This is a genomic window from Mesorhizobium silamurunense (genome assembly GCF_014843825.1).
GTDB lineage: Bacteria > Pseudomonadota > Alphaproteobacteria > Rhizobiales > Rhizobiaceae > Mesorhizobium > Mesorhizobium silamurunense.
In genome coordinates this window covers 1-22,900 of record NZ_JHQR01000415.1, presented here as the reverse complement: position 1 = coordinate 22,900, position 22,900 = coordinate 1, and the positions used below count along the sequence as shown (strand labels likewise).

At 61.8% G+C, this 22,900-nt stretch carries 25 protein-coding genes; 12 read left to right on the top strand and 13 right to left on the bottom strand.

What is annotated here, in order from left to right; genetic code table 11:
- The 3 genes from virB10 to DH10_RS35385 all read left to right on the top strand — a co-directional run.
- Positions 1-937, top strand: a 937-nt coding sequence (gene virB10, locus DH10_RS35395; protein ID WP_192385925.1) for a type IV secretion system protein VirB10, incomplete at its 5' end; no start/stop codon positions are given.
- Positions 897-1,955: a P-type DNA transfer ATPase VirB11 gene (gene virB11 / locus DH10_RS35390; protein ID WP_192385924.1), complete on the top strand. Its 1,059-nt coding sequence runs from the start codon at positions 897-899 to the stop codon at positions 1,953-1,955. The genes virB10 and virB11, both read left to right, overlap by 41 nt.
- Positions 1,933-4,068, top strand: coding sequence for a type IV secretory system conjugative DNA transfer family protein (locus DH10_RS35385; protein WP_192385923.1), 2,136 nt, complete (start codon positions 1,933-1,935; stop codon positions 4,066-4,068). Before virB11 ends, DH10_RS35385 begins: the two co-directional genes overlap by 23 nt.
- A gap of 138 nt (positions 4,069-4,206) precedes the next feature.
- Here the strand turns inward: DH10_RS35385 and DH10_RS35380 are convergent, their stop codons facing one another.
- The 3 genes from DH10_RS35380 to DH10_RS35370 all read right to left on the bottom strand — a co-directional run bounded on the left by DH10_RS35380 (position 4,207) and on the right by DH10_RS35370 (position 7,472).
- Entirely contained in the window at positions 4,207-4,701 is a 495-nt protein-coding gene (locus DH10_RS35380; protein ID WP_192385922.1) for a GNAT family N-acetyltransferase, read from the bottom strand.
- Between the two features lie 20 nt (positions 4,702-4,721).
- Complete coding sequence (locus DH10_RS35375) at positions 4,722-4,997, bottom strand: type II toxin-antitoxin system TacA family antitoxin (protein WP_096459572.1); 276 nt, start codon at positions 4,995-4,997, stop codon at positions 4,722-4,724.
- 435 nt (positions 4,998-5,432) lie between these two features.
- Positions 5,433-7,472, bottom strand: coding sequence for a hypothetical protein (locus DH10_RS35370; RefSeq protein WP_192385921.1), 2,040 nt, complete (start codon positions 7,470-7,472; stop codon positions 5,433-5,435).
- Positions 7,473-7,565: 93 nt separating this feature from the next.
- Between DH10_RS35370 and DH10_RS35365 the strand changes: the two genes are divergently transcribed.
- A complete protein-coding gene (locus DH10_RS35365) occupies positions 7,566-8,234 on the top strand; it encodes a hypothetical protein (RefSeq protein WP_192385920.1) in 669 nt (222 codons plus the stop codon).
- Positions 8,235-8,702: 468 nt separating this feature from the next.
- Here DH10_RS35365 and DH10_RS35360 read toward each other — a convergent pair whose 3' ends face one another.
- The 5 genes from DH10_RS35360 to DH10_RS35340 all read right to left on the bottom strand — a co-directional run bounded on the left by DH10_RS35360 (position 8,703) and on the right by DH10_RS35340 (position 13,899).
- Positions 8,703-9,674 carry a tyrosine-type recombinase/integrase gene (locus DH10_RS35360; RefSeq protein ID WP_192385919.1) on the bottom strand — a complete coding sequence of 324 codons (972 nt, stop codon included), beginning with the start codon at positions 9,672-9,674 and terminating at the stop codon, positions 8,703-8,705.
- Entirely contained in the window at positions 9,671-10,492 is an 822-nt protein-coding gene (locus DH10_RS35355; protein ID WP_192385918.1) for a hypothetical protein, read from the bottom strand. The genes DH10_RS35360 and DH10_RS35355 overlap by 4 nt, the downstream gene beginning before the upstream one ends.
- A 95-nt stretch (positions 10,493-10,587) precedes the next feature.
- Positions 10,588-12,915, bottom strand: a complete 2,328-nt coding sequence (locus DH10_RS35350) for a relaxase/mobilization nuclease domain-containing protein (RefSeq protein ID WP_192385917.1) — start codon at positions 12,913-12,915, stop codon at positions 10,588-10,590.
- Entirely contained in the window at positions 12,912-13,328 is a 417-nt protein-coding gene (locus tag DH10_RS35345; protein WP_192385916.1) for a hypothetical protein, read from the bottom strand. Before DH10_RS35345 ends, DH10_RS35350 begins: the two co-directional genes overlap by 4 nt.
- A 385-nt stretch (positions 13,329-13,713) precedes the next feature.
- Positions 13,714-13,899 (bottom strand): hypothetical protein, encoded by a 186-nt coding sequence (locus DH10_RS35340; RefSeq protein ID WP_192385915.1) that lies wholly within the window; start codon positions 13,897-13,899, stop codon positions 13,714-13,716.
- Here DH10_RS35340 and DH10_RS35335 point away from each other — a divergent pair.
- The 4 genes from DH10_RS35335 to DH10_RS35320 all read left to right on the top strand — a co-directional run bounded on the left by DH10_RS35335 (position 13,898) and on the right by DH10_RS35320 (position 16,611).
- Complete coding sequence (locus tag DH10_RS35335) at positions 13,898-14,599, top strand: ParA family protein (RefSeq protein WP_192385914.1); 702 nt, start codon at positions 13,898-13,900, stop codon at positions 14,597-14,599. The two genes, DH10_RS35340 and DH10_RS35335, sit on opposite strands and share 2 nt — an antisense overlap.
- Positions 14,596-15,024, top strand: coding sequence for a hypothetical protein (locus DH10_RS35330; protein WP_192385913.1), 429 nt, complete (start codon positions 14,596-14,598; stop codon positions 15,022-15,024). The genes DH10_RS35335 and DH10_RS35330 overlap by 4 nt, the downstream gene beginning before the upstream one ends.
- A 481-nt stretch (positions 15,025-15,505) precedes the next feature.
- The gene (locus DH10_RS35325; RefSeq protein WP_096459757.1) at positions 15,506-15,877 is read left to right on the top strand and encodes a helix-turn-helix domain-containing protein; all 372 of its coding nucleotides are present in this window, start codon (positions 15,506-15,508) and stop codon (positions 15,875-15,877) included.
- 383 nt (positions 15,878-16,260) lie between these two features.
- Positions 16,261-16,611 (top strand): WGR domain-containing protein, encoded by a 351-nt coding sequence (locus DH10_RS35320; protein WP_192385912.1) that lies wholly within the window; start codon positions 16,261-16,263, stop codon positions 16,609-16,611.
- 16 nt (positions 16,612-16,627) lie between these two features.
- Here the strand turns inward: DH10_RS35320 and DH10_RS37475 are convergent, their stop codons facing one another.
- Positions 16,628-17,038, bottom strand: coding sequence for a hypothetical protein (locus tag DH10_RS37475; protein WP_246811694.1), 411 nt, complete (start codon positions 17,036-17,038; stop codon positions 16,628-16,630).
- Position 17,039: 1 nt separating this feature from the next.
- Between DH10_RS37475 and DH10_RS35310 the strand changes: the two genes are divergently transcribed.
- On the top strand, positions 17,040-17,408 hold the full coding sequence (locus tag DH10_RS35310) for a hypothetical protein (protein ID WP_192385911.1): 369 nt from the start codon (positions 17,040-17,042) through the stop codon (positions 17,406-17,408).
- A 123-nt stretch (positions 17,409-17,531) separates the two neighbouring features.
- Here DH10_RS35310 and DH10_RS35305 read toward each other — a convergent pair whose 3' ends face one another.
- The 3 genes from DH10_RS35305 to DH10_RS35295 form a co-directional block, all read right to left on the bottom strand.
- Positions 17,532-17,873: a hypothetical protein gene (locus DH10_RS35305; protein WP_192385910.1), complete on the bottom strand. Its 342-nt coding sequence runs from the start codon at positions 17,871-17,873 to the stop codon at positions 17,532-17,534.
- A 58-nt stretch (positions 17,874-17,931) separates the two neighbouring features.
- Positions 17,932-18,255: a DUF736 domain-containing protein gene (locus DH10_RS35300; RefSeq protein ID WP_096459607.1), complete on the bottom strand. Its 324-nt coding sequence runs from the start codon at positions 18,253-18,255 to the stop codon at positions 17,932-17,934.
- Positions 18,256-18,964: 709 nt separating this feature from the next.
- Positions 18,965-19,498 (bottom strand): hypothetical protein, encoded by a 534-nt coding sequence (locus tag DH10_RS35295; RefSeq protein ID WP_192385909.1) that lies wholly within the window; start codon positions 19,496-19,498, stop codon positions 18,965-18,967.
- 145 nt (positions 19,499-19,643) lie between these two features.
- On the opposite strand from DH10_RS35295, the gene parS reads away from it, so the two are divergent.
- From parS to DH10_RS35280, 3 genes are all read left to right on the top strand, one after another.
- Complete coding sequence (parS, locus tag DH10_RS35290) at positions 19,644-20,129, top strand: type II RES/Xre toxin-antitoxin system antitoxin (protein ID WP_096459613.1); 486 nt, start codon at positions 19,644-19,646, stop codon at positions 20,127-20,129.
- Entirely contained in the window at positions 20,126-20,635 is a 510-nt protein-coding gene (locus tag DH10_RS35285) for an RES family NAD+ phosphorylase (RefSeq protein ID WP_192385908.1), read from the top strand. The genes parS and DH10_RS35285 overlap by 4 nt, the downstream gene beginning before the upstream one ends.
- Positions 20,636-20,779: 144 nt before the next feature.
- Entirely contained in the window at positions 20,780-21,409 is a 630-nt protein-coding gene (locus tag DH10_RS35280; RefSeq protein WP_192385907.1) for a plasmid pRiA4b ORF-3 family protein, read from the top strand.
- Positions 21,410-21,777: 368 nt separating this feature from the next.
- On the opposite strand, the gene DH10_RS35275 is transcribed toward DH10_RS35280, so the two are convergent.
- Complete coding sequence (locus DH10_RS35275) at positions 21,778-22,719, bottom strand: DUF2493 domain-containing protein (protein WP_192385906.1); 942 nt, start codon at positions 22,717-22,719, stop codon at positions 21,778-21,780.
- Positions 22,720-22,900 lie beyond the last annotated feature (181 nt).

Sequence of the window (22,900 nt, the reverse complement as noted above, 5' to 3'; positions counted from 1 at the left end):
GCGCCAGGAAGCGGAGCGGCGCAAATGGGAGCGGCTGCGGGCGCCGCAGGTGATCGCCGACAATGCCGCTCCCAACGACGGGGCAGCGAACCCGGGCGACAGCGCGCGCGACGGCACGGGGCAGCAGGAGGACGACCCGAACCGGCGGTTTCTGGCCAGCGTCGCGAACGCCGGTGTCGACGTGGCGAAGGCCATCAAGAATGACCGCATCGACGCACTCGTCGCGCAGGGGACCCTCATCCGCGGCGTTCTCGAGACCGCGGTGCAAAGTGATCTTCCCGGCATGGTGCGCGCGGTGACCACCGAAAATGTCTGGTCCTTCGACGGCCGGCGCATCCTTATTCCCGCCGGCAGTCATCTCGTCGGCGAATACAAATCCGGCATCACTCAAGGCCAGACCCGCGTCTTCATCGTCTGGACGCGGATGCTGCGGTCGGATGGGGTGTCGGTGCAGCTCGGATCGATCGGCACCGACGACCTCGGCCGCGCCGGCAATGCCGGATTTGTCGACAATCACTATGTCGAGCGGTTTGGTTCAGCGATCATGCTCTCGGTCGTTGGCGGTTTCTCCCAATTCCTGAGCGGCCTTGGCCAAAACGCTAGCAACACCGGCGGCACGACGATCACCACAACCGATCCGGTGACCGGTGTGGTCACCACGACCCAGACCGGCGCCAATCAGAACCAACAGGCGCTTCAGGCCCGCCAAATCGCCGCGCAGAACGTCTCGCAGACCCTGACCAACATCGCGCAAGACGCGCTTAAAAACTCCATCAACATCCCTCCCACCATTTACCTCGACCAGGGCACCCGGATCATCGTCTTCGTCAGACGCGACCTCGATTTCTCGGCACTCTATCCCGATCCGGTCAAGGAGGCGCTTCAGGAGCTCAAACGTGAACGTTCCGGCTCGAAACCAGACGATCTTTCTCGATAAAGCGCTCGGCCCGATCCGGCCCTGGCTTGACGACGACCAGGTGGTCGAAATCTGTGTCAACGGACCGGGCGCGGTCTGGGTGGAGCGCTTCGGCCAATCCGCCATGGAGTATCATGATGTTCCGGAACTGACCGAAACGGCGATCCGGCATCTGGCCGAACGCGTTGCGGGCTTCTCCGGCCAAAGCATCAACGAAGAGCACCCGCTTCTGTCGGCAGCACTTCCCACAGGCGAACGGTTTCAGGGCGTCATGCCGCCGGCGACGACCGGGGGAGGGGCCTTCGCCATTCGCAAGCAGGTCATCAAAGACATGCGCCTCGGCGACTACCGCAAGCTCGGCTCCTTCGAAAAGGTTGTGACCGCGACGGGCGCCACGTTGTCCGAGGTCGACCACACCCTGTGCGCGCATCTCGACGCAGGCCGCATCGAGGATTTCATCCGCCTCGCTGTCGTCAACCGCTATTCGATCCTGCTTTCCGGTGGCACGAGCTCGGGCAAGACCACGTTCCTCAACGCGATCCTGAAGGAGGTGCCGGTCGACGAGCGCATCATCACGATCGAGGACACGCGCGAGGTGAAGCCGATCCAGCAGAACTTTCTGCCGCTCGTCGCCTCGAAGGGCGACCAGGGCGAGGCCCGCGTCACCGTGGAGACACTGCTGCAGGCGTCAATGCGCCTGAGACCGGATCGCATCTTCCTCGGTGAGATCCGCGGCGCCGAGGCCTATTCGTTCCTGCGTGCCATCAACACCGGCCATCCCGGCAGCATCACCACGGTCCATGCCGACAGCCCGGCCGGCGCGCTCGAACAGCTCGCCCTCATGGTCATGCAGGCCAGCCTCGGGTTCAGGCGCGAGGAAATAGTCGGCTATATCAAATCGGTGCTGCCGATCGTCATTCAGCAACAAAAGATTGGTGGATGGCGAGGCACCTCGGCCATCTACTTCGCGCGTATGGCCGAGTGGGGCGAGGGCAGGGGTAAGAGGAAGACTGTCCATGGCACGCGTCGTCGCCTTTAGGATCGGCGTAGCCCTTCTGGCGCTCATCGGGTTCTGGCTCGCGTGGAGCCTGGCTTATGAAATCGTTGTCGCGCTCCGCTGGGCGCCGGCCCGCTTCCCGAGCGAGGGCGCAACCCGCTGGGCACTGTTACGCATGCAGAACGACCATCGCACCGCGGGCGTTTTCCTGATCGCCTGGCGGCATTTTTACGCGCGCGTCTTCTTTCCGGTGACGCAGGTCGAGGCGTTGATCCGCGCCGGTATCGCCGCCGGCAGCGTCGTGGTGCTGGGGCTCGCCGGCTGGCTGTTCGCGATTGTCAATCGCCGGCAGATGCCCTACGGCGAAGCGCGTTTCGGCACCGTGCTGGACGCGGCCAAGCAGGGCCTGACAGCAAGGCAAGGGATCATCCTTGGCAAGCTCGCCGGGGCGACGATCCGCTCCGACGAACCCGCTCACATTCTCGTGGTCGGTCCGTCGCGATCGGGCAAGGGCACCGGTTTTGTTCTGCCGAATGGCTATCTCTGGCAAGGCTCGGCCGTGTTCTTCGACCCGAAGCGCGAGAATTTTGAAGCGCTCGCCAACCACCGCCATGCGATGGGCAACAAAGTCTTCATGTTTTCGCCTGGCTCGAACGATACGCATCGCTACAATCCGCTCGACTTCGTGCGGCGCGACGAGCGGATGGCCACCGACTGTCTGGTTGTGGCGTCCTTCGTCATCCCTGAGAAGGCGGACGATACTTGGGCGGGTGCCGGCCGCCTGCTGCTGTCCGCGCTAATCGGCTACGTGCTCTCCTCACCGCTTATCGCCGGCGCGCAGCACATGCGCAGCGTTGCGCGCCTGACGACGACGGGTAGGGATATTTCCTCCGTGCTGCGGGCCATCGTGAAGACCGAGCGCCTGCACCTGCCGACATGGGTTGTCGATAGCTTCAATCAATATATCGCCCTGGAGCCGGAAACCAGGAATTCGGCCCTCTTCAACGTCAACATGGCAATGTCGCTGTGGAACAACGGTCTGATCTCGGCCGCTACTGAGACATCTGATTTCGATATCCGCGAGCTCAGGCGCCGTCCGATGACGATTTTTATTGGCTGCACCATCGCCGAGTTGTCGATCTTTCGCCCGCTCATCCGCATCCTGTTCCAGCAGATCCACGACCTGATGATGGTGAAAATCCCGGGCGAGGACGAGCCTCATCAGGTGCTGCTCATGCTCGACGAATTCTACCACGTCGGCCGCATGGATTCCCTCATCTCGAAGATCACGATCAGCGCCGGCTATGGTTTTCGTATGGCAATCGTCATGCAGGACATTGCCCAGCTCGACGAGCTCTATGGCAAGAACACGCGCATCACCACCGTCTCCGGTTCGCAGATCAAGCTCTTCATTCAGATCAACGATCTGGAGACCTCGGAATTCGTATCTGAGATGCTCGGCGAGACGACACAGATCTACAAGACGCCGGTGATGCGACCGGGGCAGGGGATCTTCGCCCCGCGCCTCTGGGCACCACACTACACCCCGCGGCCGCTGCGCAGCCCACTCGAGCTGCGCGAGATGTCCGCGCGGACCTCGATCCTGATCGTCAAGAACTCGCGCTCCTTTCAGCTTACCAAGATCCGGCACTATCAGGATCGGCCATATCGGCGGCTTTTCGAGCAAGTTAAGGGAAGACCGCCCACCTTGCCCGCGCTGCGCAAATGGAACGATGAGATTCTCGGCGGTGCCATCAACCTGCCGCCCAACCCGGACGCGGCCGAAGACGCAGCTAAGCCTTCGCAGCGCCAACCCAACGCCAAAAAAACATGGCCTGAGGCCGCACCGAAAAATGGATATACTCGCAACAGCGTTCAGTCTGCGGCCGAGCCTGCCTTTCCGCTCACCCCACCCTTGGTGGCGAAAGGGATCCCTGTTAAGCAATCTCAAAAGGTCCTGTCGCTCGGCGAGGAGCCCAACGCCCCGCAAGACGAGAACTGCAATATTCGTGACTTGCTCGCCGCTACCGAGGGTACCCAACAAGACGACTTCGATGTAATGGCGGCCTCAGCCCGCACGGCGACCACAACGCCGAAGCTCAAGGAAGCTTTATCGGCACTCGCCACCTTGCAGGAGCGGTTTGGGGATGACTAAATTTCCTCACCGTCGACGCGCGGCCGTCGCTGTCAACGGCCGTTGGCACTGCGCAGCTCACCCACATTGGTGCCAACAGCGCCATGGACTTCGGCAGCATCTACTATGACATGGATGGCAGTCGATTTACTGCTGCTTTCATATCTCGCCTATCGCCCTGGCGATCGCGGCGAAAGGCAGGACCAGGGATAGCGGCGTATCACTAAGACGGACCGCGCCGTAGCCCTGATACCAGCGTGCTGCCTGGTCACCTTTGGCGTCGATAAGCAAGGCGACGCCGCCGACTTCCTGCGCGACGGCCATGCAGCGCTTCCCGGCGGCGAGTAGCAAACCGCCACCGAGGCCGCGGCCTTGTATCGTACGATCCACCGCGAGGCGACCGAGACGGTAGACCGGCACGTCGTAGCGGCCGAGGCCACGCTTGGCGATCGCCGGAGTGCGGGCATAGTCCATGGAAGCGGGACTGAGGGAATAGAACCCCAGGATGTGCGACAGATCTTCCGCCGTCACGGCGACGAAGGTTTTCGCGCCGCCGCTTTCGTGGTTTTGGCGCGCGAAGCGCTGTAGGTAGGTATTGAGCTCGGCGTCGCCACAGTCGAAAGCGGCACGGTCATGCTGTTTACCGATCGGCATTTCCTGCCAAACGAGGGAACTCACGCGAGGGTCTGACCGGCCTTGGCGGCACGGATGAGACGGTCGGTAGGCGCCGGCGGATTTTCGAGCAGGTCGAGGACACGCAGGCTGTCGCGTTCAGACAGCGCGAGATGTTCGGCGCGTTCGATCGCGGCCTGAGCGTCACGCAGCGCTGAGCGCGTGACAAACTCGGTTATACCGACATTCGACAAGGCCGCTGCACGTGCGATCACGGCTTTTGCTTCTGGCGGAATCCGGAAATCGATTCGGCCATTGTCACTGACATTGCGGGGCATAGGTATCTCCTTGGCCCAAATGATATAGTACGGATTGAATCCGTACAACATAAATCCTTCGCCTTCGCCTTTGTAAGCATGGGTTGCAGATTGCCAAGCGCCGCAGCGGGAGAAAGATCGATGCCTTGCCATCCCATCGCGACCTGAAGGGGGACGTCAGAAGCGGCATTTGCGTGAGCTTCAACCTGATCTAATCTAGTCCCGCCGCAAAGGTGATTGAGGCCGGGCACTTCAAGAAGCCCTGCTCGGCCGAGCGGGGCTTCGTTGTGCACAGGCCTCCTCGCAATCGATCGGAGCGCCACGCACAATTGCGAAAGCCTCTCTACTGAGCTGCACCACGCTCGAAGAATCTGCGACGGCCAACTCCAGAAATGGATGAGCGGGAAGCGCGAATTGTCTGCCGAGACTATTAATCTCAGCGCCTCAGGTTGCGTATCATTGCAAGGACCCAGATAACATGATCGCCCGCGAGGTCTCTGCAAATTCGGGCTTGATCGTGTGACCCAACAAAGGCTTGTCAGGGAAGCCCACGGTGAAAGGAAAGGAGATCGATTTCTGATTGTACCTGTAGTCCTTCAGTACTTCCGGAATGGCCGGTGCGAGGTTGAGGGTGATACCGTTGATTATCCCTGCGGGGATGGGGCAGGCCAGGGCGAAATTGATATTTTGCAGGATCAAGGATAAGGGGCTCGGATTGAAATGAAGGCTGACCGAGGTCTCGTCGAGCGTGGCTTCGTAGATAATCTTATCGGGAGAAGGTCTGCGCGCGAGTGACACTCGTATGGGGATCGATTGAGCTGGAATAGAAACGCTGATCGTCTTGTCCGCCGTCCATTCAAACGGACAGAGAACATGCCCGGCATCCAGGGGCACAAATTTAAAAGCTGCCTTGACCGACCCGGAGCCTGAAGCGGTCATGTTCAAGGCGAGCGAGTTCATGGAATCCGCGAAATGAACGTCTTGAAAACAGACCTTGATCTCCCCAGGACCCGAAATATCCCCACTGACGTTAGCGAAGTTACCCGTCTGCGACACGGTCTTCTCTGCCTGCTTGACAGCCTCACATCCAGCTTTTTTCGCGGTCTTTTCGACCTCGCAGAGCTGGCGTCTACCCTCCTTTTCAGCTTCACACTGCAACCGCTGGGCCTCGTATAGCTTGTTCTGCCCGGCTTTCGCTGCCTCACATACGCCGTCAATCACCGGCCCCAAAGCCACACAGGCAGAATAGCTCGCATCGTAGGCCGCATTCTGTGTCGCTTTCGCTCCTTCGCAGACAGGGTCGTTGACGCACACTCCAAGGGCACATTTCTTGCACTCTCGGGTGTCATGGTTGTGAGGGCAATCGCGGGCGCGCCGGCAGTCCCTGTCATCGTGCTGGGTGTCGCAGCGTTGATCCTGCCGGCATTCCTTCTCAGGCATGCAATTCATTTGCGATCCATTGGGGATCGGAATTTTTTTCTGGAAACTGTCGGCCATTGATCCCGAGGCATCGAGGCATGGCTGCGCTTGTGCGAATACACTGTCGAGCGTCTGTGCGACGAGCTCTTTTCCTAGCGCTATCCAAACCCCTGCAGGCGCCGATGGGATGTCCAGACCGGCGCTGAGGCTCTTCATGATCGCGGCCCGGACCTCTTCGAATTTGCCGGAGGCAGAGCCCGGATTGGACAGAGGCTTGTCAATCGGCGTCAGTTGAATGAGCGCCACAAGCCGATCCCCATCAATGAGCCATGCGGCCGGCCCCAGGCCAAGGGGACTCTTGATGTGATTTCCAGTCACTACGATCTTCAGATCCGGCGAATCCTTGATGTCCGGCTTGATGACGGCCGAGGGATCGATCCCCTCCTGAAGCATCGGCGGAAGGGTTAAATCGAGCAGCGGCTTTTCGCTGACGGCCGAGGCCAAATTGTCGGCGTACCGGTTGAGCAGGAATGCGATCACCTCGCCGGCAGCGCTTGCATCGACGCTTCCCTCAATGGTGGCCTTGTCGATTTTCACCTCCCGGAGCGACGGAAGCAGGCGGACCTGGATAGCGCGCTGCGGTCCCGACGTAAGCGTTGCGGCGGCCCCGAGAAAGAGGTTGATATGGCCCGCGATCTGCGGTTTCCATTTTTCGACCAGTGGTCGCTTGTCCGATCCCGGCGGGAGATCATCCGGCTTAAGTGTCACGTTGAAATCGGCGGTCAGGTGCAGGAGTTGTCGGTCGGTTGCAACTTCAAGTTTGCTGACGCCCCAGGATTTCACATTTTCAAAAGCGAGCTTCTTTATCGTGTCCGCGTCAACGCCCGCTGCTACGTTGGGTGCCGTCAGCGCAAGGAGGGCAGAAGCCGTGGAGTCAACAGCCGCCTGACGTTGTTGGTCCAGATTGACCGCTGGCCAGTGTTTATTCAACTCCGCCAGCAGCGGATCGCCTCGCAGGAAGAGGTAGAGGCCGCCTAGCGCGAGTAAAGCAATCACCACTCCGGCGACAATCTTCATAGCATCCCCCGTGTCCTACGGCCGTGCAAAGGCTAACACGGGTGTTCGAACGCTTGTGTGACATTCACGCTAGCACGGGTATAGGGATCGGAGGTGTCGGGTAGGGGGCTCACGCTTTGCCTCAGTTATACAAGGACAATTGCCGAACTGTGGACGTGGATCGGCAACCTGTTCATCCCCTTGGCCATCGGCTGGGCCGTCTATGTGCGGGGCGGCCTGACGGACAAGCCGCCTCCTGAAGGAGTGCTGGTCTCCCGTGCCTATTGGGGTCTGCTGGTCACGCTGATCGTAGCTGCCGCGCTGATGTGGACACTGGCGTTCTACGTGCAGATCGCAAAGCGCAAGAACGCGCTGCTCCTGGTGCCGCCAAATACGACATTCGAAGACGAGGCGGTCCGAAGCCGCATCATCTCATGGGCCACGGTGTGCGCCTTTGCGCTCGCGGTGTCGTTGGCGCTCATAGTGTTTGGCGTCCGTTATGGGGAAAGCCAAATCCATCGCTGGGATGATCCGCTAGCCCTGCAAGGTGATTTCTTGGGAAGTCGGACAAAGGCTTATGCGCTTGGCTGCCCGAAGCAGCCCTGCTTCGCCATCGGGCAGCGGATAGATGGAGCGAACAGCCCGATATTTGGTGTAAATGAGTATATTCTCTACGTCTCCGATGGCGGACTCGTTGTTGTCGTCTTACTAATAGTCGCCGGTGGTGTGGCGTTAATACGTGCTAATCCATACCAGCCGCCGCCAGCTCTATTCGAGCTTTGAGATTTGTCTCCAGCGCATTTTGCCCGACAGAAGGAGGATTGCAGGGGCCGCGTGCCGCGGCTATTTTCGCTTCGAAGTGAAGGCCCACGAGTGCGATCCCGGGTACGTCGAACTCGAACGCTCTCGAGTTGCCGCAAGAGTGGCGGTCGCGGGCGAGAGGAATGGAACGTGGAGCATATATGTCGTCCATGTGACCGCCCTCGAGGCATCGTTCACGGGCCTCCGAGCCAGCTCTTTCAATTAGACCGGCATCGGCGAGATCCGCCGGTGTCGCACTGCCGATCCACCACCGACATCTTTCGGTCATAAAAGCGCTCACCGTAGCTCGTCGAAATGGCGGCGCGAATGCGGGAATTCTATGACCATACCGGCCGGCGTCTTAACGTCGGCGAGGTGTCGCTCCCCCTTCAACTGGCCGAGGAGTCCAATCTCCTGCCAATGAACCGGATAGCGAGGCCGCCGCCGCGATCAGATGAGAATCCGCTCAACCTCATCGAGTGTCACAACATCGCTCCGTCGGTCGTAGAGCTGCGTCGTTGTGGTGGTGGAATGGTTTGCCATGTCTCGCGCCTTTTCCAAGGTCCCGCCATTCTTGAGGTAAGCCGTGATGCCGGTGCCTCGCATGCTGTGGTTTCCGATCGTCGCCATGCTGATGGCTTGCGCACGCCGGCGCATCATCTGATAGGCGCCGGGCTGCGTGATGGGTTTGCCTGTCGTGATCCATCCCTTGTCGTCGCCGCTAGTGCGACGCGGGCAGCTGGGGAACAGGGCGGCCTTCGGATCGTCACGGAGCCCACTGGCCTCAAGCCAGGCATCGAGCGCTGCTTCCAGCGTGTGATGGCAAGGCATTTCATGCTCCTTGCCGCCCTTTTCATGCAGCCGCACCCATAGCCGCCGTTGACGCTGGAACACGTCGCCCACTTTCATGCTTTCGCATGCCCCGATCCGTGAGAACGCGAAGATCATCAAGGCAATGAGCGCCCGATCGCGAACGCCAAGAAGGGTGCTGGTGTCGATGCTGTCGAGCAACGCGCGCGCCTCGTCCGCATCGAGGATCGGCGTCTTGCCGCGCCGCTGCGAATGCCGTGGCGGCCTCACCGACAAGGCAGGGTTCGCCGCAATGATCTGCCCGGTCACCAGCCAATCGAACAGCCTGCGTATTGCCGACACATGCCGCTTCGCCGTCGGCGCCGCGTGGCTCTTCGTCAGCAGCTCGACATAGGTGGCAACATGCAACGTGTGGATCTCGGTGATGTCGCGCACGCCCTGCGCCTGGCACCAGTCGAGGAACTGGCCGACATCCTTGCTGTAGGCGCGGCGGGTGTTCGGATTGCGGATATGGGCGGTGAAGAATTCGAGGAAGCGCCAGCGGGCGCGCTCGCCGGCGGCGGCGACCAGGGCGGGAACGGACGGGATGGAAACCGCGACGAGCTCGTTCATGGCTGACCCCATGCGTCAAATCGTCGAAGCAGGAGGGCGGCCGTCAAGAGCACGATGTGTAGCCGAAACGTACTGTCGTCGGGTTCCGAGAGCCCCGGATGCGACCCCGCCGGCGCCAGCCGCTTGAACAGGCCATTGAGGAATCCCCGGCCGTCATTGTCCCATTCGTTAAGCGGAATGCTCAGAAAACCCGCTGCTGCCAGCTTGCTCCTTCGTGGCTGGCCGCTGGCGAGCCCGGCTGCGGATGGATCGATCTTCGTCGCCATTTCGTCCAGCACCGAATCGAGAAAATTGCGAAGCTGCCCATTGGCGCTCGCCCATTGGCCTCGCGCGTGAGCATCGAGCGCCTGGTCGAGATGTCCCTTCGCGGTGGCGAAACCATGTCGGTCGAGCAGAACCCTCATCTCGGACTGAACCTGTGGCATGCCAATATCCTCTGGCAAAGTGCGTCGCAGCTTGCCTGCCATGACGACATAGTCGTCCTGCGCCAACGCATGCTTGAGCGGCACATACACAGGGTGAAGCGTGACGGGTTCAGACCAAGGGTATTCGGGCGCTTCGGAGGGCATGTGACTGACCGCTTTTTCAACCAGGATGTTTTCCAGCAGACCGCCGTCGACCTGCTGCTCGGGGTTGGCGTCGACAAATGCCTTGAGGTCATTCATCCGCTTCTTGGCGCTGAAGCCTTCGCCACGAAGATCGCGGTAGACGTCCGGACCGAACTCTAGGAACAGCGCGCTGATTTCCGCCTGGGTTGAAACCGACTCCAGAACATCGATCGCCGCGAGGACGGTTCGACGGGAAAAAAGCGTCTTCATCGGCCCTCCCCAAATGCTTATGATAAAATAGGTTATCATAAGCTATGCTGGCCGAGCAAACAAAAACATCGCCAGGCTTTCGATGCGCGCGATCGTCACTTTATCGTCTGGCCCTTGCTTGCCTGCACCTGGGCTTTTTTGGCCTCCATGTCGCGCAGCAGCTTTTCCTGCTCCAAGCGCAGCTTGGCAATCGCATCGGTCTGAAGCAGCGACTGCGGCAGCTTCTGTGCGGGATGATTGGCGAGCACACGCGAAGCCTCAGCGGCGGCCGCAGCCTCGCGCTCCTCGCGGGCGGCGGACCGCTGCGCGCTCGCGACGATGGCCCGATCTGCACCAAGCTCGCGAAGCGACGCCGGGTCGATCCCGCCACGCGCCTCCTGCCGGCGCTCCGCCTCGACGGCGCGATCGACAATCCGTTCGGCCGAGACGGCCTCGCGCCGTTCCTTCAGGCTGACCTGTTGCGCCCGCGCGATCAGGCGATCGGAATTGACCCCGGTCATCGCCTCGATTTCGGGGCGCGACAGTTGCTGCGCGCCGCGCTCCTGTGCGCGCTGCAGATCGATTCTGTTGGCGAGTGTCTCAAGGTAGCGTGCCGATGCCTCTTGAAACCGCTGCTTGGTCTCCCCAACGAGGAGATCGCTCGTGCGCGAAACCGCCTCGTTCATGAGCCGAAGATCCTTCGTCATCTGCTTCGATGTGACCGCCATGCCGTGATTCTCCTTCGTAAGATGATCAACCCGTTTCCCAATCATGTGCAGGACGTTGCCCAACGTATGCGCCATCGCCAGTCGTTCAAACATGTGCTTGGCCAGTGCATTGTCCGGACGCTCGCGCGCGACAGTTCGCCAGGCGGCGACGCTTTCGGTGACCGCGCGACGATCGGGCTCCGAGGCCGGAAGCTTGATGGGGTTCGCCCGAGCGACACGGATCCGGTTCCTGGCATTGTCGATGAGCCGCTGGTTGGCAGGATTCGCCGCGTAAGCGCGGTCACGCGCTTCCCGCGCCGACCGCGGCCGCTCGGCCACGCCGACGATCGCCTTGTCCTTCGGACCGTAACTCTGCGACGATGCCCGTTCCTTCGCCGAGGTGGCGACGATTTTCAGCCCATGCGCCTGGGCATGCCGGGCGTACACCTCGCGCCATTCGCGGAACGTCTCACGGCCCGGATGGATCTTCTGCCCGAATTCGCTTTTCACGGTGATGATGGCATGGGCATGGATATGCCCGTCGGCTTGCTTGTCGGTGTGAACGCCAAACATGAACTTGTGGTTGGCGAATCTGTCATGCAAGAACGCGCGGACGGCGTCGGTCAGGGCCGCGACGTCCGCCCCGGTCTTCGCCGAGATGATCAGGTGCATTGTGTCGCGCGCGGATTGCGACCGCAGCGACGGTCCCCATTCCCGCGCGGCGACGCGCGCATCGGCGACGTTCGACAAAACCTTGCCACGATCGTCGATGACGGCGCCCTTCTCGATCAGCTTGTTCAGTCGAAAGGTCACACCGTCTCTCCCGTGGCTGCTGGGGCTCGGATCAACGCCGATGCCATGCGTCGCATGGCCGGTCGCCACCTCGATGCGCGCCTTCACAGCCGCCTCGGATCGGCTATCGAGCCGGCGTCGCGTGAGGCCAACCTCGGCATTGCCAACCCGTTCCTCCCGGACTCGAAACCGCTCCTTGGAGGATCCCGCCATCGCCACAACGAGCCGCGCCTCCAGCTCGCCCGAGGGTGTCGCATCGAGACGATGGGCATGACGATGGCCCTCGAACCCGGCAGCAATCGCCTTCTCATAGGTCTGTCGCCCAGCCGGTGTGTCGGGCACGCCGTGAAGTTTAAGGCGCATGGCAGCGACATCCTGGCTCTCCGCCCGCTTCGCGAAACTCCTCGACCAGAGCTTGATTTCGTCGGCGACAGCTGCACGATCCCCAAGCAGGCGACCATCGTGGGTCTCGAGCGCGACCTCCTCGCGCTGCACATACTGGCCCGTTGCCGTCGCGCGCGCGACGCCCCGGGCGTAGGACACCACTTTGATGACCGCCGGCTGGTAACCCGCCGCCAGCTGCCGCGCGCGGCCAAGAACCCCACGCCCCTGCGCTCCACCACGGCTCGAAAGATTTCCGGTGATCGGCGCCGACGACGACCGAGATCCGCTGTTCCCCGCCAGCCCGCCGGCGCCTCGCCTGGCCGCCACCGGCAGAAACCGACGCCGCTCCTCGTCCTGGCCGCCCGAGATCGTCGTTCCACGAATGTCTGCCTGAGACGACGGACCTGGTGGCGGCGAACCCCGCTTGGCTTTCGGTTGGCGCTCGTCGTCAAGCGGCCGCGGTCGCCGGGGCCGCCGGCGTTCCTCGCGGGCCGTTTCGACGGCCCGCCGCGCCGCGTTGACCTGCTCAAGCCACCATCCGATGTGATCCGCCCGGCTCAAGAGCGACCGTCCTGCGATGGTGTAAGCTTCCCAGCACGTCGAAGCTTGGAGCCATAGGCGACCGTCATCTCGGTGAGTTCCGCGTTGATCGTCGCGATCACCTCGTGCAAGCCGCGCCACACCGGCTCCGTGTCCTCGATGGGCACGGCCTGGCCACGATGGATCGCTCTCAAGACCTGGGAGAGATTGCGCCCGACCATGCGGACTTGGTTGGCGAGATCCACGATGACGACGGTGTTCTCGGCGGAGAGCGCCGGCCCAGCCTGCACCGACGCCCGGATCAACCGCCGCACCACCTCGGCCTTCGGCAGGCCGAACAGCGCGACAGCCTCCTGAAGCCGCTGCTCATCGGACTCCGACAGCTCCGTGCGGAGCCTGGGCTTGCGTCTCGGCAATGCAGCGGAACCGGCCAAAGCCGTCCTCCTCTTCCTTTAACGGTCGGCGGACCTCAGGGCTCGCCGGCAGGCAACGCGCGTCAGCGCCATGGCTGCGTCCAGCAGCCTCCCCGGTTTTGGCCCACAAACCGGTATCTTGTCAACTAATATCTATTATACTGAACCTTTCCGGATTGAATGGAGCCGCATCCCGCTGAACTGCTCTCTGCCCACCACCCAGGGGCCGCGATCGGCCGCGACATCCCGGCTTTTCCCGCTCGTTGTTTACCGCAATACCGCTATGACGCCTTTTGACATTGTCGGCACACCTGAACGCTCCTGCTATGTCGACAAAGGCCGGTATTCATGCGTTGCCGCATTGCCGCATGTCGCAAAACGCGGGTTACGGCATTGCCAGGAAATGTCATTGCCGCCTTCCGGCAACAGCGTCTTGCCGCTTTGCCGCTTTGCCGAACCACAGCAGTGCCGCATTGTCACTTTGCGGGACCGCGCGAATAACGACTTCCACGTTTGCCGGCAGCGAAATATCTAATATATTGTCTTTGGTCATTTTCGCCGTCGCGATTGCGACGCCACGAGGAGTCTTCATGCCGAGCATCTTCGCCGTCGCGAATCCAAAAGGAGGTTCCGGTAAGACGACTGTCGCCATCATCCTCGCCGGCGAGTTCGCCAAGCATGACTATTCGGTCGCCATCATCGACGCGGATCCTCAGGGCTCCTCCTACCAATGGCATGCGTCTTCGGTCGCCCGGGGGCTCAGTCCCAAAGGGATCGATCTCGTGCGGGCATCGAACGAACAGAGCCTCGCGCAAGCCCTCGAGCGTCTTGACGGCCATGACGTCGTCGTCATCGACACGCCGGGTTATTACGGACCAGTGCTCACGCATTCGGCGCTGCGCGCCGACCTGGTCGTGCTGCCCTGCAAGGTTCACACCTTCGATGCATCGCAGGTCGTGCGCACCATCCGCAACCTCGAGCAGCACGCCGACGCAGCCAGTCTCCCCATGAACCAGCACCGCGTCCTCTTCAACGAATACGACAGCCTCGATCGCAACACCCGGCCGCTGCGCGAGGTTCTCGCCTATCTAAACGCCGAGCAGGTGCCCGTCTGCGTCAACGCGCTCTACCGGCGCATCACGTATCGGACGATGACCAGCGGCCACGGTACGCTCTACCAGATGAGCGACACGGATCAGTCGATCCGCAAAGCCCGCTACAATGCCGACCAGGTCGTGCGCGAATTGCTCGCAGCGAGCCAGGGCGCCAATCACAGCGACAATGCCACATGAACGAAACCCCAAAACCGCCCCGTCCTGCCTTGCCGCGCGACGCCTTTCGCGCCCAGCGGATCTCGTCCGACCCGCCGCTCGCGCCCAAGCCCGTCGTCATCACACCGCATTACGACGATCAACCAAAGACCCAGGCGTCAAGTTCCGCCACGCCACTTCAGTCTGAACCACACCTATCCCACAACGCCGTCAGGCCGATCTCGCCACCATTGGCAAAACCGAAGAGGGGAAATCCGCGACCGTTCGATGCCTATGGCGAACGCAGCTCGTCACGTCCCTATGCACTTCGCTTGCCCGACGCCATCGATCTGGCCCTACGCCAGATCGCCGCGGAAGAACGCACGCATCCTCTTCGTATCATCGATCGTGTTCTCTACGACTACCTCAAACGCATTGGACGTCTCCCGCCCTCGCACGACGCCTGACCATCAGCCCTCGGCCGCACCGACAGCAATTTAGGAGCGCGGTCCGGTGCGAGCTTGCTGCGCTACGCGGCGGCCGCCTCGCACGGCTGGACAGCCGCTTCTTGCTTGGCATCATTCCTTTTGTCGGCCGGCGGCGTCGCGCGGTAACCAGCGACATCACCATTAGTGCCAGACAGAAAACGCGCACCTGGGTCGAAAACTCCATACATTATCTCGTATGTCGCTATACCTGAAGAGGCCACCCTGGTTCATCAAGGGTGGGACGCCAAAGTCCCACTCAGCTCGACCAGCATCGTGCCGTTGCATATCGAACCATCGGCCGCCCCCAAGCTCAGCAATCATAGGGACCAGGAGGACCTGACGCTTCGTGCTCCACTTTGACAACATTCAATATATAAGAAGCTTCATATACAAGATAACAGCATTGCGGTATTGATGGTCTCCACAGCGCAGCTACCTCATCCGGAGTTCATCGATTTCTATGTCGCCCGTCCGCAAACCCCAGCCGGTCGATCATTCCATCCTCAATGAAATGCTGGCGCTGCGCCTCCAGCAGCTTGAGATCGAGAATGGTGGGATGGAGGCCTTCCTCCCCAAGACGGGGTTGGCGCGAGGGACCTACTATACGATGCTGCGCGGTATCGGCAATCCGACCTTGAAGACCATGGAGCGCATCGCTTCCAAGCTCAACATGACCGTTTTCGAGTTGTTGGGCTTTGAGATCGACGATGCGCGCAGGGCGCTGAAGAAGCGCGGCGTCGACTATGACGAGTTGACCTCAGCCATCCGCAAAAAAGATGAAGCGACCCGGCGCGTAGCGCGGCAGACCAGGTCACAGAAGCTATTGGGCTAAGTTAAGAGAAACAGGCCGCCTTCGTCTCTTCGCATGGGCCTGCCAGAGAAGCGAGCGAGCCGTGGTCGGATGCGCTGGCCCCATTCAGCATCGCATTGATTCTTGACGATCGTCGCCCTGATCGCGGCGGGTATGTATGTGCCGATCATTTTCAGCTCGCTGATCGGCTCACTCTAGCTGCCACCGCACCACAGACGGATACGCCGCCCGCGACATTCCACTATTCGCTCGCGATGCAGCCGACCCTTGCGCGCGCAGCCGAGTTAGCCAGACGCGCCACGACTGACGCTCGGTTCCATCCATCACGAGAGTGAATCGATCCACGTCCGCTGATTCAAACCATTCATTGGACGCGCGCGTCCGGCTGCGCGATTCTGTCCCCAATGATCGCGCAGCTCTATCGCCTCCATATCGAACGCCGCGACGCGGATCGGAACATGGCGCGCTTCTATGCGCTGTCGATCGAGGAGACCCTGTTAGGCCAGACCTGCCTGGTCCGCCGTTGGGGCCGGATCGGAACCACCGGCCGCACGGTACAGCACTCCTTCGATACCGAGGGCGAAGCCGTCGAGCTCTTCCTCGAGCTGCTGCGCGCCAAGCGGGTGCGCGGCTATCAGCCGAGATCCGCCTACCCGACGCGCAGAAGCGATCCCGTCCGGTTGACAGAGCAGGCGCTTGGGGTGACAGGAGCTGCCCCTTGGAACGAAAGTCCTCCGGGTCCTCGGTCTGGTTGAAGTTGTCGCGATTGGGTCAAGTGAGGAGTTCGACGGCGTCGACGATGATGTTGGAGCTGTTGCCGCTCGATGCCCTCGATCGTGTCGCATCGATCACAGATGCGACCCCAGCAATTGCTACCGGTCTCGGCTTGATTAAGTTCTGCAGATTGATTTCCGGCAGCGATCCGCTGTTATGGATGACAAACTGCGTCACCAGAGCGAAAGCCGCAGCCGTCGTCACGAAGACCAACCGCATCGGCACGCTGGCCCAGCGCCGTACGAGCGAGGGTCCTGCGCCAGTACGCTTGCGCCACGGGCTCGACCGATCATTATAGCGGGATTTATCCAAGCCCCTTCTCCCCGGCGCAAGAATGCGCCCAAAATACTCGGAAAGTCCAGAATCCCATCGAAAGTGCTTGGATTGGTCGAGGCGTTTCAGCAGCATCGTGGATTCCGTCGCGCTTAGGACGATCGCCGCCACCGTTGCCCTCGATAGGGAGGCGGCGACTTTGCCTGTGCAATCCACGCCAATGCGCTGGGCCAAAAATGTTCTCGCCATGTTCAGGCATGATCGGTTGTTTCGTTGTGCCACCATCGTCGCTGTTCTGGCTTTGATCTTTCTGGTTGTCAGTATGGTTCAGCAGGTCGGCGGACACAGCACAGGCGGCCTGACTTTCACGCCCCGCCAAGGCGCAGAAGGGCGCGGTCACCCGCTGACAAAATTCTTCCAGATAAAACTCGCCAAGCGGATCTGGACTCTGCCGCCCAGCATGGTCAGTGCGTTGGTCCACCTGGTCGATGAAACGAATCGATAGTTCACCAGACTTGCGCGGCTAGGCGTGGGGTTTCCAGTCGGCGCTGGGGATTCAACGCTCGCTATGCGCAAAAAAAAGGGCCCGCGACGGAGCACTCCGTCGCGGGCCCTTTGACGTGTTTGCCTAGTTGGGTTGGTTGAGGCGCTTCAGCAGCTCCCCGAGGATGCTGTCCCGCTCCGAACGTCCGCTGGCTGCCGCTTTGTCGTCGACCAGCTTTGCGGCCAATTCGGGCGGCAGCGGCATGAGGTCGTAGCCGTGTGAGATGGCTGCATGGCAAAGATCCTCAAGCGTTTCGAACGCTCGATCGCGGGTGCCAAGCCAGAGCGCGGGCTCGTCGGTTTCTTCGTGCGGGAACGCTTGCAGGAAGTAGGTCCGCAGCGGTGGATCGTAGCCGATGACAGCGTCGGGATCCGAGCGGACTTTTCCGGTGACGGTGCCAGTGACGGTGATGGTGTAGCGGCTCATTGCAACCTCCTTTTGCCGGTGGGGAAGCCGGCCCCTCGAGGGGCCGGCCACCGATGCCTCACTGGGGGTTGTTCCAGAGGATGACCTTCTTGTTTTCCTCGCCGCCCGGGGCGGGAGCGAGATTGCCGAAGATCACGCCGATCTCGGGGGCTTCCAGCTTGACCGAGAGGTATTCCTCGCCCGAACGCTGGGAGATGCGGTGCCAGCCGGCTCCGATCTCGAAGCCCGTACGCTTGTTGACGATCCGATAGGCGGGTGCGTCGTCGCGCGACTTGTTGGTGTTCGGGATGAGGGTGATCGGGGCGTTGACCCGGAGCGTGGCGAAGACGCCTTCCATCGAGCCGTCGGCCTTGATGGTGAGGTTTGCGATCGTGGTGGCCATGGTAGTTCTCCTTCGGTTGCATCGGGACCATTCCCGATGGCGCCAAAGGAGAGGGCCGTCCTGCTGCGGTCATCTCGGCGAAAATTCTGGAAAATTCTATTTGCCGAAAAATGCGGGCAGGCCCTTCGCCTGTCCGCAGACAAAAAACAGAAATCGAATTTTCCTGAATATTCGTCGAGTGTACCCCCAACGGGGGTTGACCGCACAAAGCAGGCGGTCGTCTACAAAGGCGACATGAAACGGGAATGGCCCCGGATGCGACCGAAGGAAAAGAACTCAGGCCGCCATCGCTAGACCGCCGACGCAACGGTGCCGGATCGCAGGAACATGCTGCAGCCTCTCGGGTCATGTCGTCGGCATTGCCAACACATCGAACAGCAGCCTGGCGCGTGACCGCCTTGCGTTCGGTATGGCGGCATAGCGGTTTCGAGATCGGTGCCGGCTGGCAGTGGGCCTTCACGCCCCTCGGGGACGATACCGCGCAGTCAGGTTGGATGACTGCGCAAGCCAGGATGTTCGGCACGCTTGCACCCGCTTCAGATGCGAGGCAGGTCAAGATGATCCTTCTGCACAACGCCCCGGGGCTCTGCGCGTGTGTCGGTTTCGAAGGGGACGGTCCCGGCCGCTCATACAAGCGGAGTTGGGGCGCGGAGCCGGATCAAGCCTATCGGATCGGACCCGCCGGGCTGTCGGCGGGTCCGCGCCTACGTCATCCTGGCAACGCCAGACGCTCGTCCGGCGTCATGCGGGCCTCGGCTTGCCGGCGAATGTCCGGACCGGCATGGCGGAGCATGGCACACCAGTCTTCCACAGTGTACGTGGCCGCCACGCTGCCCCTGGCCAGATCGCAAATGATGCACGGCTTGTTTGCGATGGCGAGCCGAAGCACGTTGACGGCAGTGCCGGGTGATGTGCCGTCCCAGACCATCATGCCAAAGTCGGCGCGTTTCGCCATCTCGCGGTCCTTCTCGGCGTGGACGGCAAAGCCTTCTGCACTGTCCGGCGGCGGAATGTGATAGGCGGCCCAGTTGCCGAGATTGTTGCGGGGTTCGGCTAGGGCATGGAAGACGCCGACGTGGTCGTACTTGTAGCCCGCGAGCAGGGCCTGGATCTCCGCATCGGCTCCCGGCGCGTCGCCGATCAGCACGCCGTGTTCGGCCGCTACGATCGCGCCGATCCGTTCGATCGCGGGGACTGGCAGTTCGAAGACGTCGCGTGAGCCGCCAATAAAAATCATCGCCATGGTGTCTCTCTTTCTCTCCAGCAGCCCCCGCCCCGCTCCAGCCCCCTCTCCCTCGCGCGACTCGCCTGCCGCGCGATCAATCCTTGAAAAGCCGCGCGTCAACTGTCATATTGAAAAGAGACAAGTGACGCATTTAGGTAATGCCATGGTGATCGCGGCCGAAAACATAGCCCCACACAGAGGTGTCAGCGACCTGCAGAAGGTCGCGGACCTGTTGGGCGGCGCCCGCGTCCTGTCACGCCGCGTGACCAGCGCGCTCGATGCCCATGAGCTGCTGTTGCATGGGTTGCCCACCTCGGCGCTGGATTATCTCGTCGGGCGGCTGGTGTTCATTCACAAGGCCGAGTCGCTCGAAAAGGCCGTCGGCATGAGCGTACGCACCTATCAGCGGCGCAAGGATACACCGTCGAAGCCGCTCAGCCAGGAGCAGAGTGGGCGGACGTGGAAGTTTGCCGAAATCCTCGCCAAGGCGACGGATGTGCTGGGGTCGCAGGCCGAGGCGGAGCAGTGGCTTGAGCGCCCGGCGATCGGTCTGGATCAGCGGCGGCCGATCGATCTCCTGGCGACGCCGGCGGGCGTCGAGCTTGTCGAGGATTACCTCGAAAGGCTCGAATACGGCGTCTATGCATGACGCCGCTGCCGGCGGCGCTCGGCGGTACGGAGTTTCTCGTCTGGCGCCTCGATCAGGCCCGCTTTGCGCCAACCTGGGACAGCGGTGAGGGTTCGTATCGGGTCGGCGGGCGGTGGAACAGCAAGGGCGTGCGGGCCGTCTATTGTTCCATCGATCCCTCGACCGCGATTCTCGAAGTGGCGGTCCATAAGGGCTTCACAACGCTCGACACCGTCCCGCATGTGATGACGGCTGCCGTCATAACCGACGCAACAGATGTCTATGTCGTGGATCCTGGCGCGGTTCCCAACCCCAACTGGCTGCGCCCGGGTATTCCCAGTGCCGGACAGCAAGCGTTCGGCGACGACCTTCTGCGGCGCCACCGCTTCGTGGCAATCCCGAGTGCTGTTTCTTCGCATAGTTGGAATCTCGTCTTCGTCGCCAGTGTCGCTTCGGGCGCTTATGCGCTGAAGCTCCAGGAGCTTTTTGCGCTCGATACGCGCCTGCATCCACCGGCAACACCATGATGGCGACGTGCACGGATTGCGGAACGATGACGGCGCGTTCCAGATCGTCTCAAAGCGCCATGTGGATTTTCCGCATGGCATCCTCGTGTAGTCGACTGCCGGCGCCGGCTTGACCCATTTCAGCCTGTCCTGTTCACATGCGGCATGTTCAAGACCATCAACGCAGTCCAGATTCACGTTTCGCTGGATGAGATCCAGCCGAAAATATGGCGTCGACTTGTTTTGCCGTCAGGCTGGACTCTTGAGCAACTCCACCTTGCCATTCAGGCGGCCTTCAACTGGTGGAACTATCATTTGCACGAGTTCAACATCGGTGGCCTGCGCTATGGCGATGTCGAGCTCCTGACGGAGGATGCCGCTGAAGACGACCCCCGCGTCTTTGATTGTCGTGAGGTTCGCCTCCGCGACTTCGGCCGGGGAGCCCTGTTCAAATACATCTATGACTTCGGCGATAACTGGTCTCACACTGTCGCGATCGAGGAACTTGTTGCCCTCGACGTCGCGCCCAAGCACGGGACCTGCATCGATGGAGCGCGCGCCAGGCCGCCTGAAGATGTTGGCGGTATTCCCGGTTATGAGCACTTCCTGGAAATCATGTCGGACAAGACAGACCCCGAACACGCCGACACCAAGCGGTGGTGTGGAGGATATTTCGATCGGGAATGGTTCGACCTGGCCGTGGTGGACAAGGATGTGCGCAATGCACTGCGCCCGAATGTTAGGCGTCGGCTGCATCAGCCAAAGCCGAAGCGTAGCGGACCGACAACTGCTTAAATCAACAGGCGACGACTTGACCGCCATGCAGGATCGAATGGGTGTCGACAGCATCGGCTCGTTCGGCGCAGATCGGCCGACAGCATGACCGACTTTTTTGCCCAAGCGTAAGAACGACGCCTATGCAATCTCCTGTCCTTAGCTTCAAACGACGCGGCAAGAGGGTCGCGGGCGAATCCAAGCCCTACAAGCGGGAGTCGGAACGCGTTACAAGAACCCACGCCGAGCCGCGGGATCCTCCCCGATCTGTCGTCGAATGCAAACGCAGCCGGCGAGCATGACATTCTGAACGTGGCCGCGAGCCATAGCTCTCGGCGTTTCGAGCGCCGGGAGCTTGGTCGAGATAGCGCCGGTTGCGGCACAATCTATCACGCGCCGCCATCTCCGAAGCGCCAGACCGGGAGTCCGAGACGGCGCGCCTTGTCGGCGAGATTGCCAGTGATGCCGGAACCGGGGAAGACGATCAGGCCGCTCGGCATGACCGACAGCATCTCGTCGTTCCGACGGAACGGGGCCGCCTTGGCGTGACGGGCCCAGTTTGGCTTGAAGGCGATCTGCGTCACTTTGCGGCTTTCGGCCCAGCACGCCGCGATGCGCTCGGCACCTCGCGGCGATCCGCCGTGCAGGAGCACCATATCGGGGAACCTGGCGCGGGCCCGGTCGAGCGCATCCCAGATCAGCTCGTGATCGTTGAAGTCCATGCCGCCGGAGAAGGCGATCTTGGTGCCGGCCGGGATCAGCACCTCGGTCTCGGCCCGGCGGCGCGCCGAAAGGAAGTCGCGGCTGTCGATCATGGCGGCGGTCAGGTTGGCGTGGTTGACCTTCGAGCCGGTGCGCGGTCGCCAGGTTGAGCCGGTCTGCGCCTCGAACAGGTCGGCCGCGAGGTCGCGCATGAACTCGAAGGCGTTGCGGCGCTCAAGAAGCGTGATGCCCTCGGCCACATGGCGCTCCAGCTCGACGGACTTGACCTCGGTGCCGTCCTGTTCGCGCTGCCCGCTTCGCTGCGCGTCTTCGTTGCGCTGCAGATCGCGCTGGATGCGGTCGCCGGCGCGGTGGAAGAGATTGACGGTCGACCAGAGCAGGTCTTCGAGGTCGGGCTCCAGCCGTGTGTCGCCGAGCATTTCGGCGAAGGCGTCGAAGATGGCCGTGAGCGCGGACTGGACAGCCGGCTCCTCCGGCAACGGCCGCGGATCGGGTTCGTCCTGGAAGGGGCGATGGCCGTAGAGCTGCATCTCGAAGATGTAGCGGGCGGTCGGCGAGGACGCGTGGGGAGGCTCGTAGCTGTCGTCGAGCGGAAGGGTCAGGTTCATGGGATTCTCCATCGGGTTAGGGCCGCGTCTCTCGCGGCCTGACGGCGATCCCCTCCCACGCGCTCTGCGGGCCGGAACCGCGAGCTCCCGGCAAGGGGAGCGAAGCGGCCGAGCGTAGCGCTGGGCGGCGCCAAGGCAGGTTTCCTGGCCCCGCGAGGAATGGCCGGCCCCGCACGTCGGC

Excerpts from the sequence above, each read along its gene's own strand:
- DH10_RS35385 (WP_192385923.1), top strand. The coding sequence starts at position 1,933 with ATGGCACGCGTCGTCGCCTTTAGGATCGGCGTAGCCCTTCTGGCGCTC.
- DH10_RS35380 (WP_192385922.1), bottom strand. The coding sequence starts at position 4,701 with ATGCCGATCGGTAAACAGCATGACCGTGCCGCTTTCGACTGTGGCGAC.
- DH10_RS35375 (WP_096459572.1), bottom strand. The coding sequence starts at position 4,997 with ATGCCCCGCAATGTCAGTGACAATGGCCGAATCGATTTCCGGATTCCG.
- DH10_RS35370 (WP_192385921.1), bottom strand. The coding sequence starts at position 7,472 with ATGAAGATTGTCGCCGGAGTGGTGATTGCTTTACTCGCGCTAGGCGGC.
- DH10_RS35360 (WP_192385919.1), bottom strand. The coding sequence starts at position 9,674 with ATGAACGAGCTCGTCGCGGTTTCCATCCCGTCCGTTCCCGCCCTGGTC.
- DH10_RS35355 (WP_192385918.1), bottom strand. The coding sequence starts at position 10,492 with ATGAAGACGCTTTTTTCCCGTCGAACCGTCCTCGCGGCGATCGATGTT.
- DH10_RS35335 (WP_192385914.1), top strand. The coding sequence starts at position 13,898 with ATGCCGAGCATCTTCGCCGTCGCGAATCCAAAAGGAGGTTCCGGTAAG.
- DH10_RS35340 (WP_192385915.1), bottom strand. The coding sequence starts at position 13,899 with ATGAAGACTCCTCGTGGCGTCGCAATCGCGACGGCGAAAATGACCAAA.
- DH10_RS35330 (WP_192385913.1), top strand. The coding sequence starts at position 14,596 with ATGAACGAAACCCCAAAACCGCCCCGTCCTGCCTTGCCGCGCGACGCC.
- DH10_RS35325 (WP_096459757.1), top strand. The coding sequence starts at position 15,506 with ATGTCGCCCGTCCGCAAACCCCAGCCGGTCGATCATTCCATCCTCAAT.
- DH10_RS35320 (WP_192385912.1), top strand. The coding sequence starts at position 16,261 with ATGATCGCGCAGCTCTATCGCCTCCATATCGAACGCCGCGACGCGGAT.
- DH10_RS37475 (WP_246811694.1), bottom strand. The coding sequence starts at position 17,038 with ATGCTGCTGAAACGCCTCGACCAATCCAAGCACTTTCGATGGGATTCT.
- DH10_RS35305 (WP_192385910.1), bottom strand. The coding sequence starts at position 17,873 with ATGAGCCGCTACACCATCACCGTCACTGGCACCGTCACCGGAAAAGTC.
- DH10_RS35300 (WP_096459607.1), bottom strand. The coding sequence starts at position 18,255 with ATGGCCACCACGATCGCAAACCTCACCATCAAGGCCGACGGCTCGATG.
- DH10_RS35295 (WP_192385909.1), bottom strand. The coding sequence starts at position 19,498 with ATGGCGATGATTTTTATTGGCGGCTCACGCGACGTCTTCGAACTGCCA.
- parS (WP_096459613.1), top strand. The coding sequence starts at position 19,644 with ATGGTGATCGCGGCCGAAAACATAGCCCCACACAGAGGTGTCAGCGAC.
- DH10_RS35285 (WP_192385908.1), top strand. The coding sequence starts at position 20,126 with ATGACGCCGCTGCCGGCGGCGCTCGGCGGTACGGAGTTTCTCGTCTGG.
- DH10_RS35280 (WP_192385907.1), top strand. The coding sequence starts at position 20,780 with ATGTTCAAGACCATCAACGCAGTCCAGATTCACGTTTCGCTGGATGAG.
- DH10_RS35275 (WP_192385906.1), bottom strand. The coding sequence starts at position 22,719 with ATGAACCTGACCCTTCCGCTCGACGACAGCTACGAGCCTCCCCACGCG.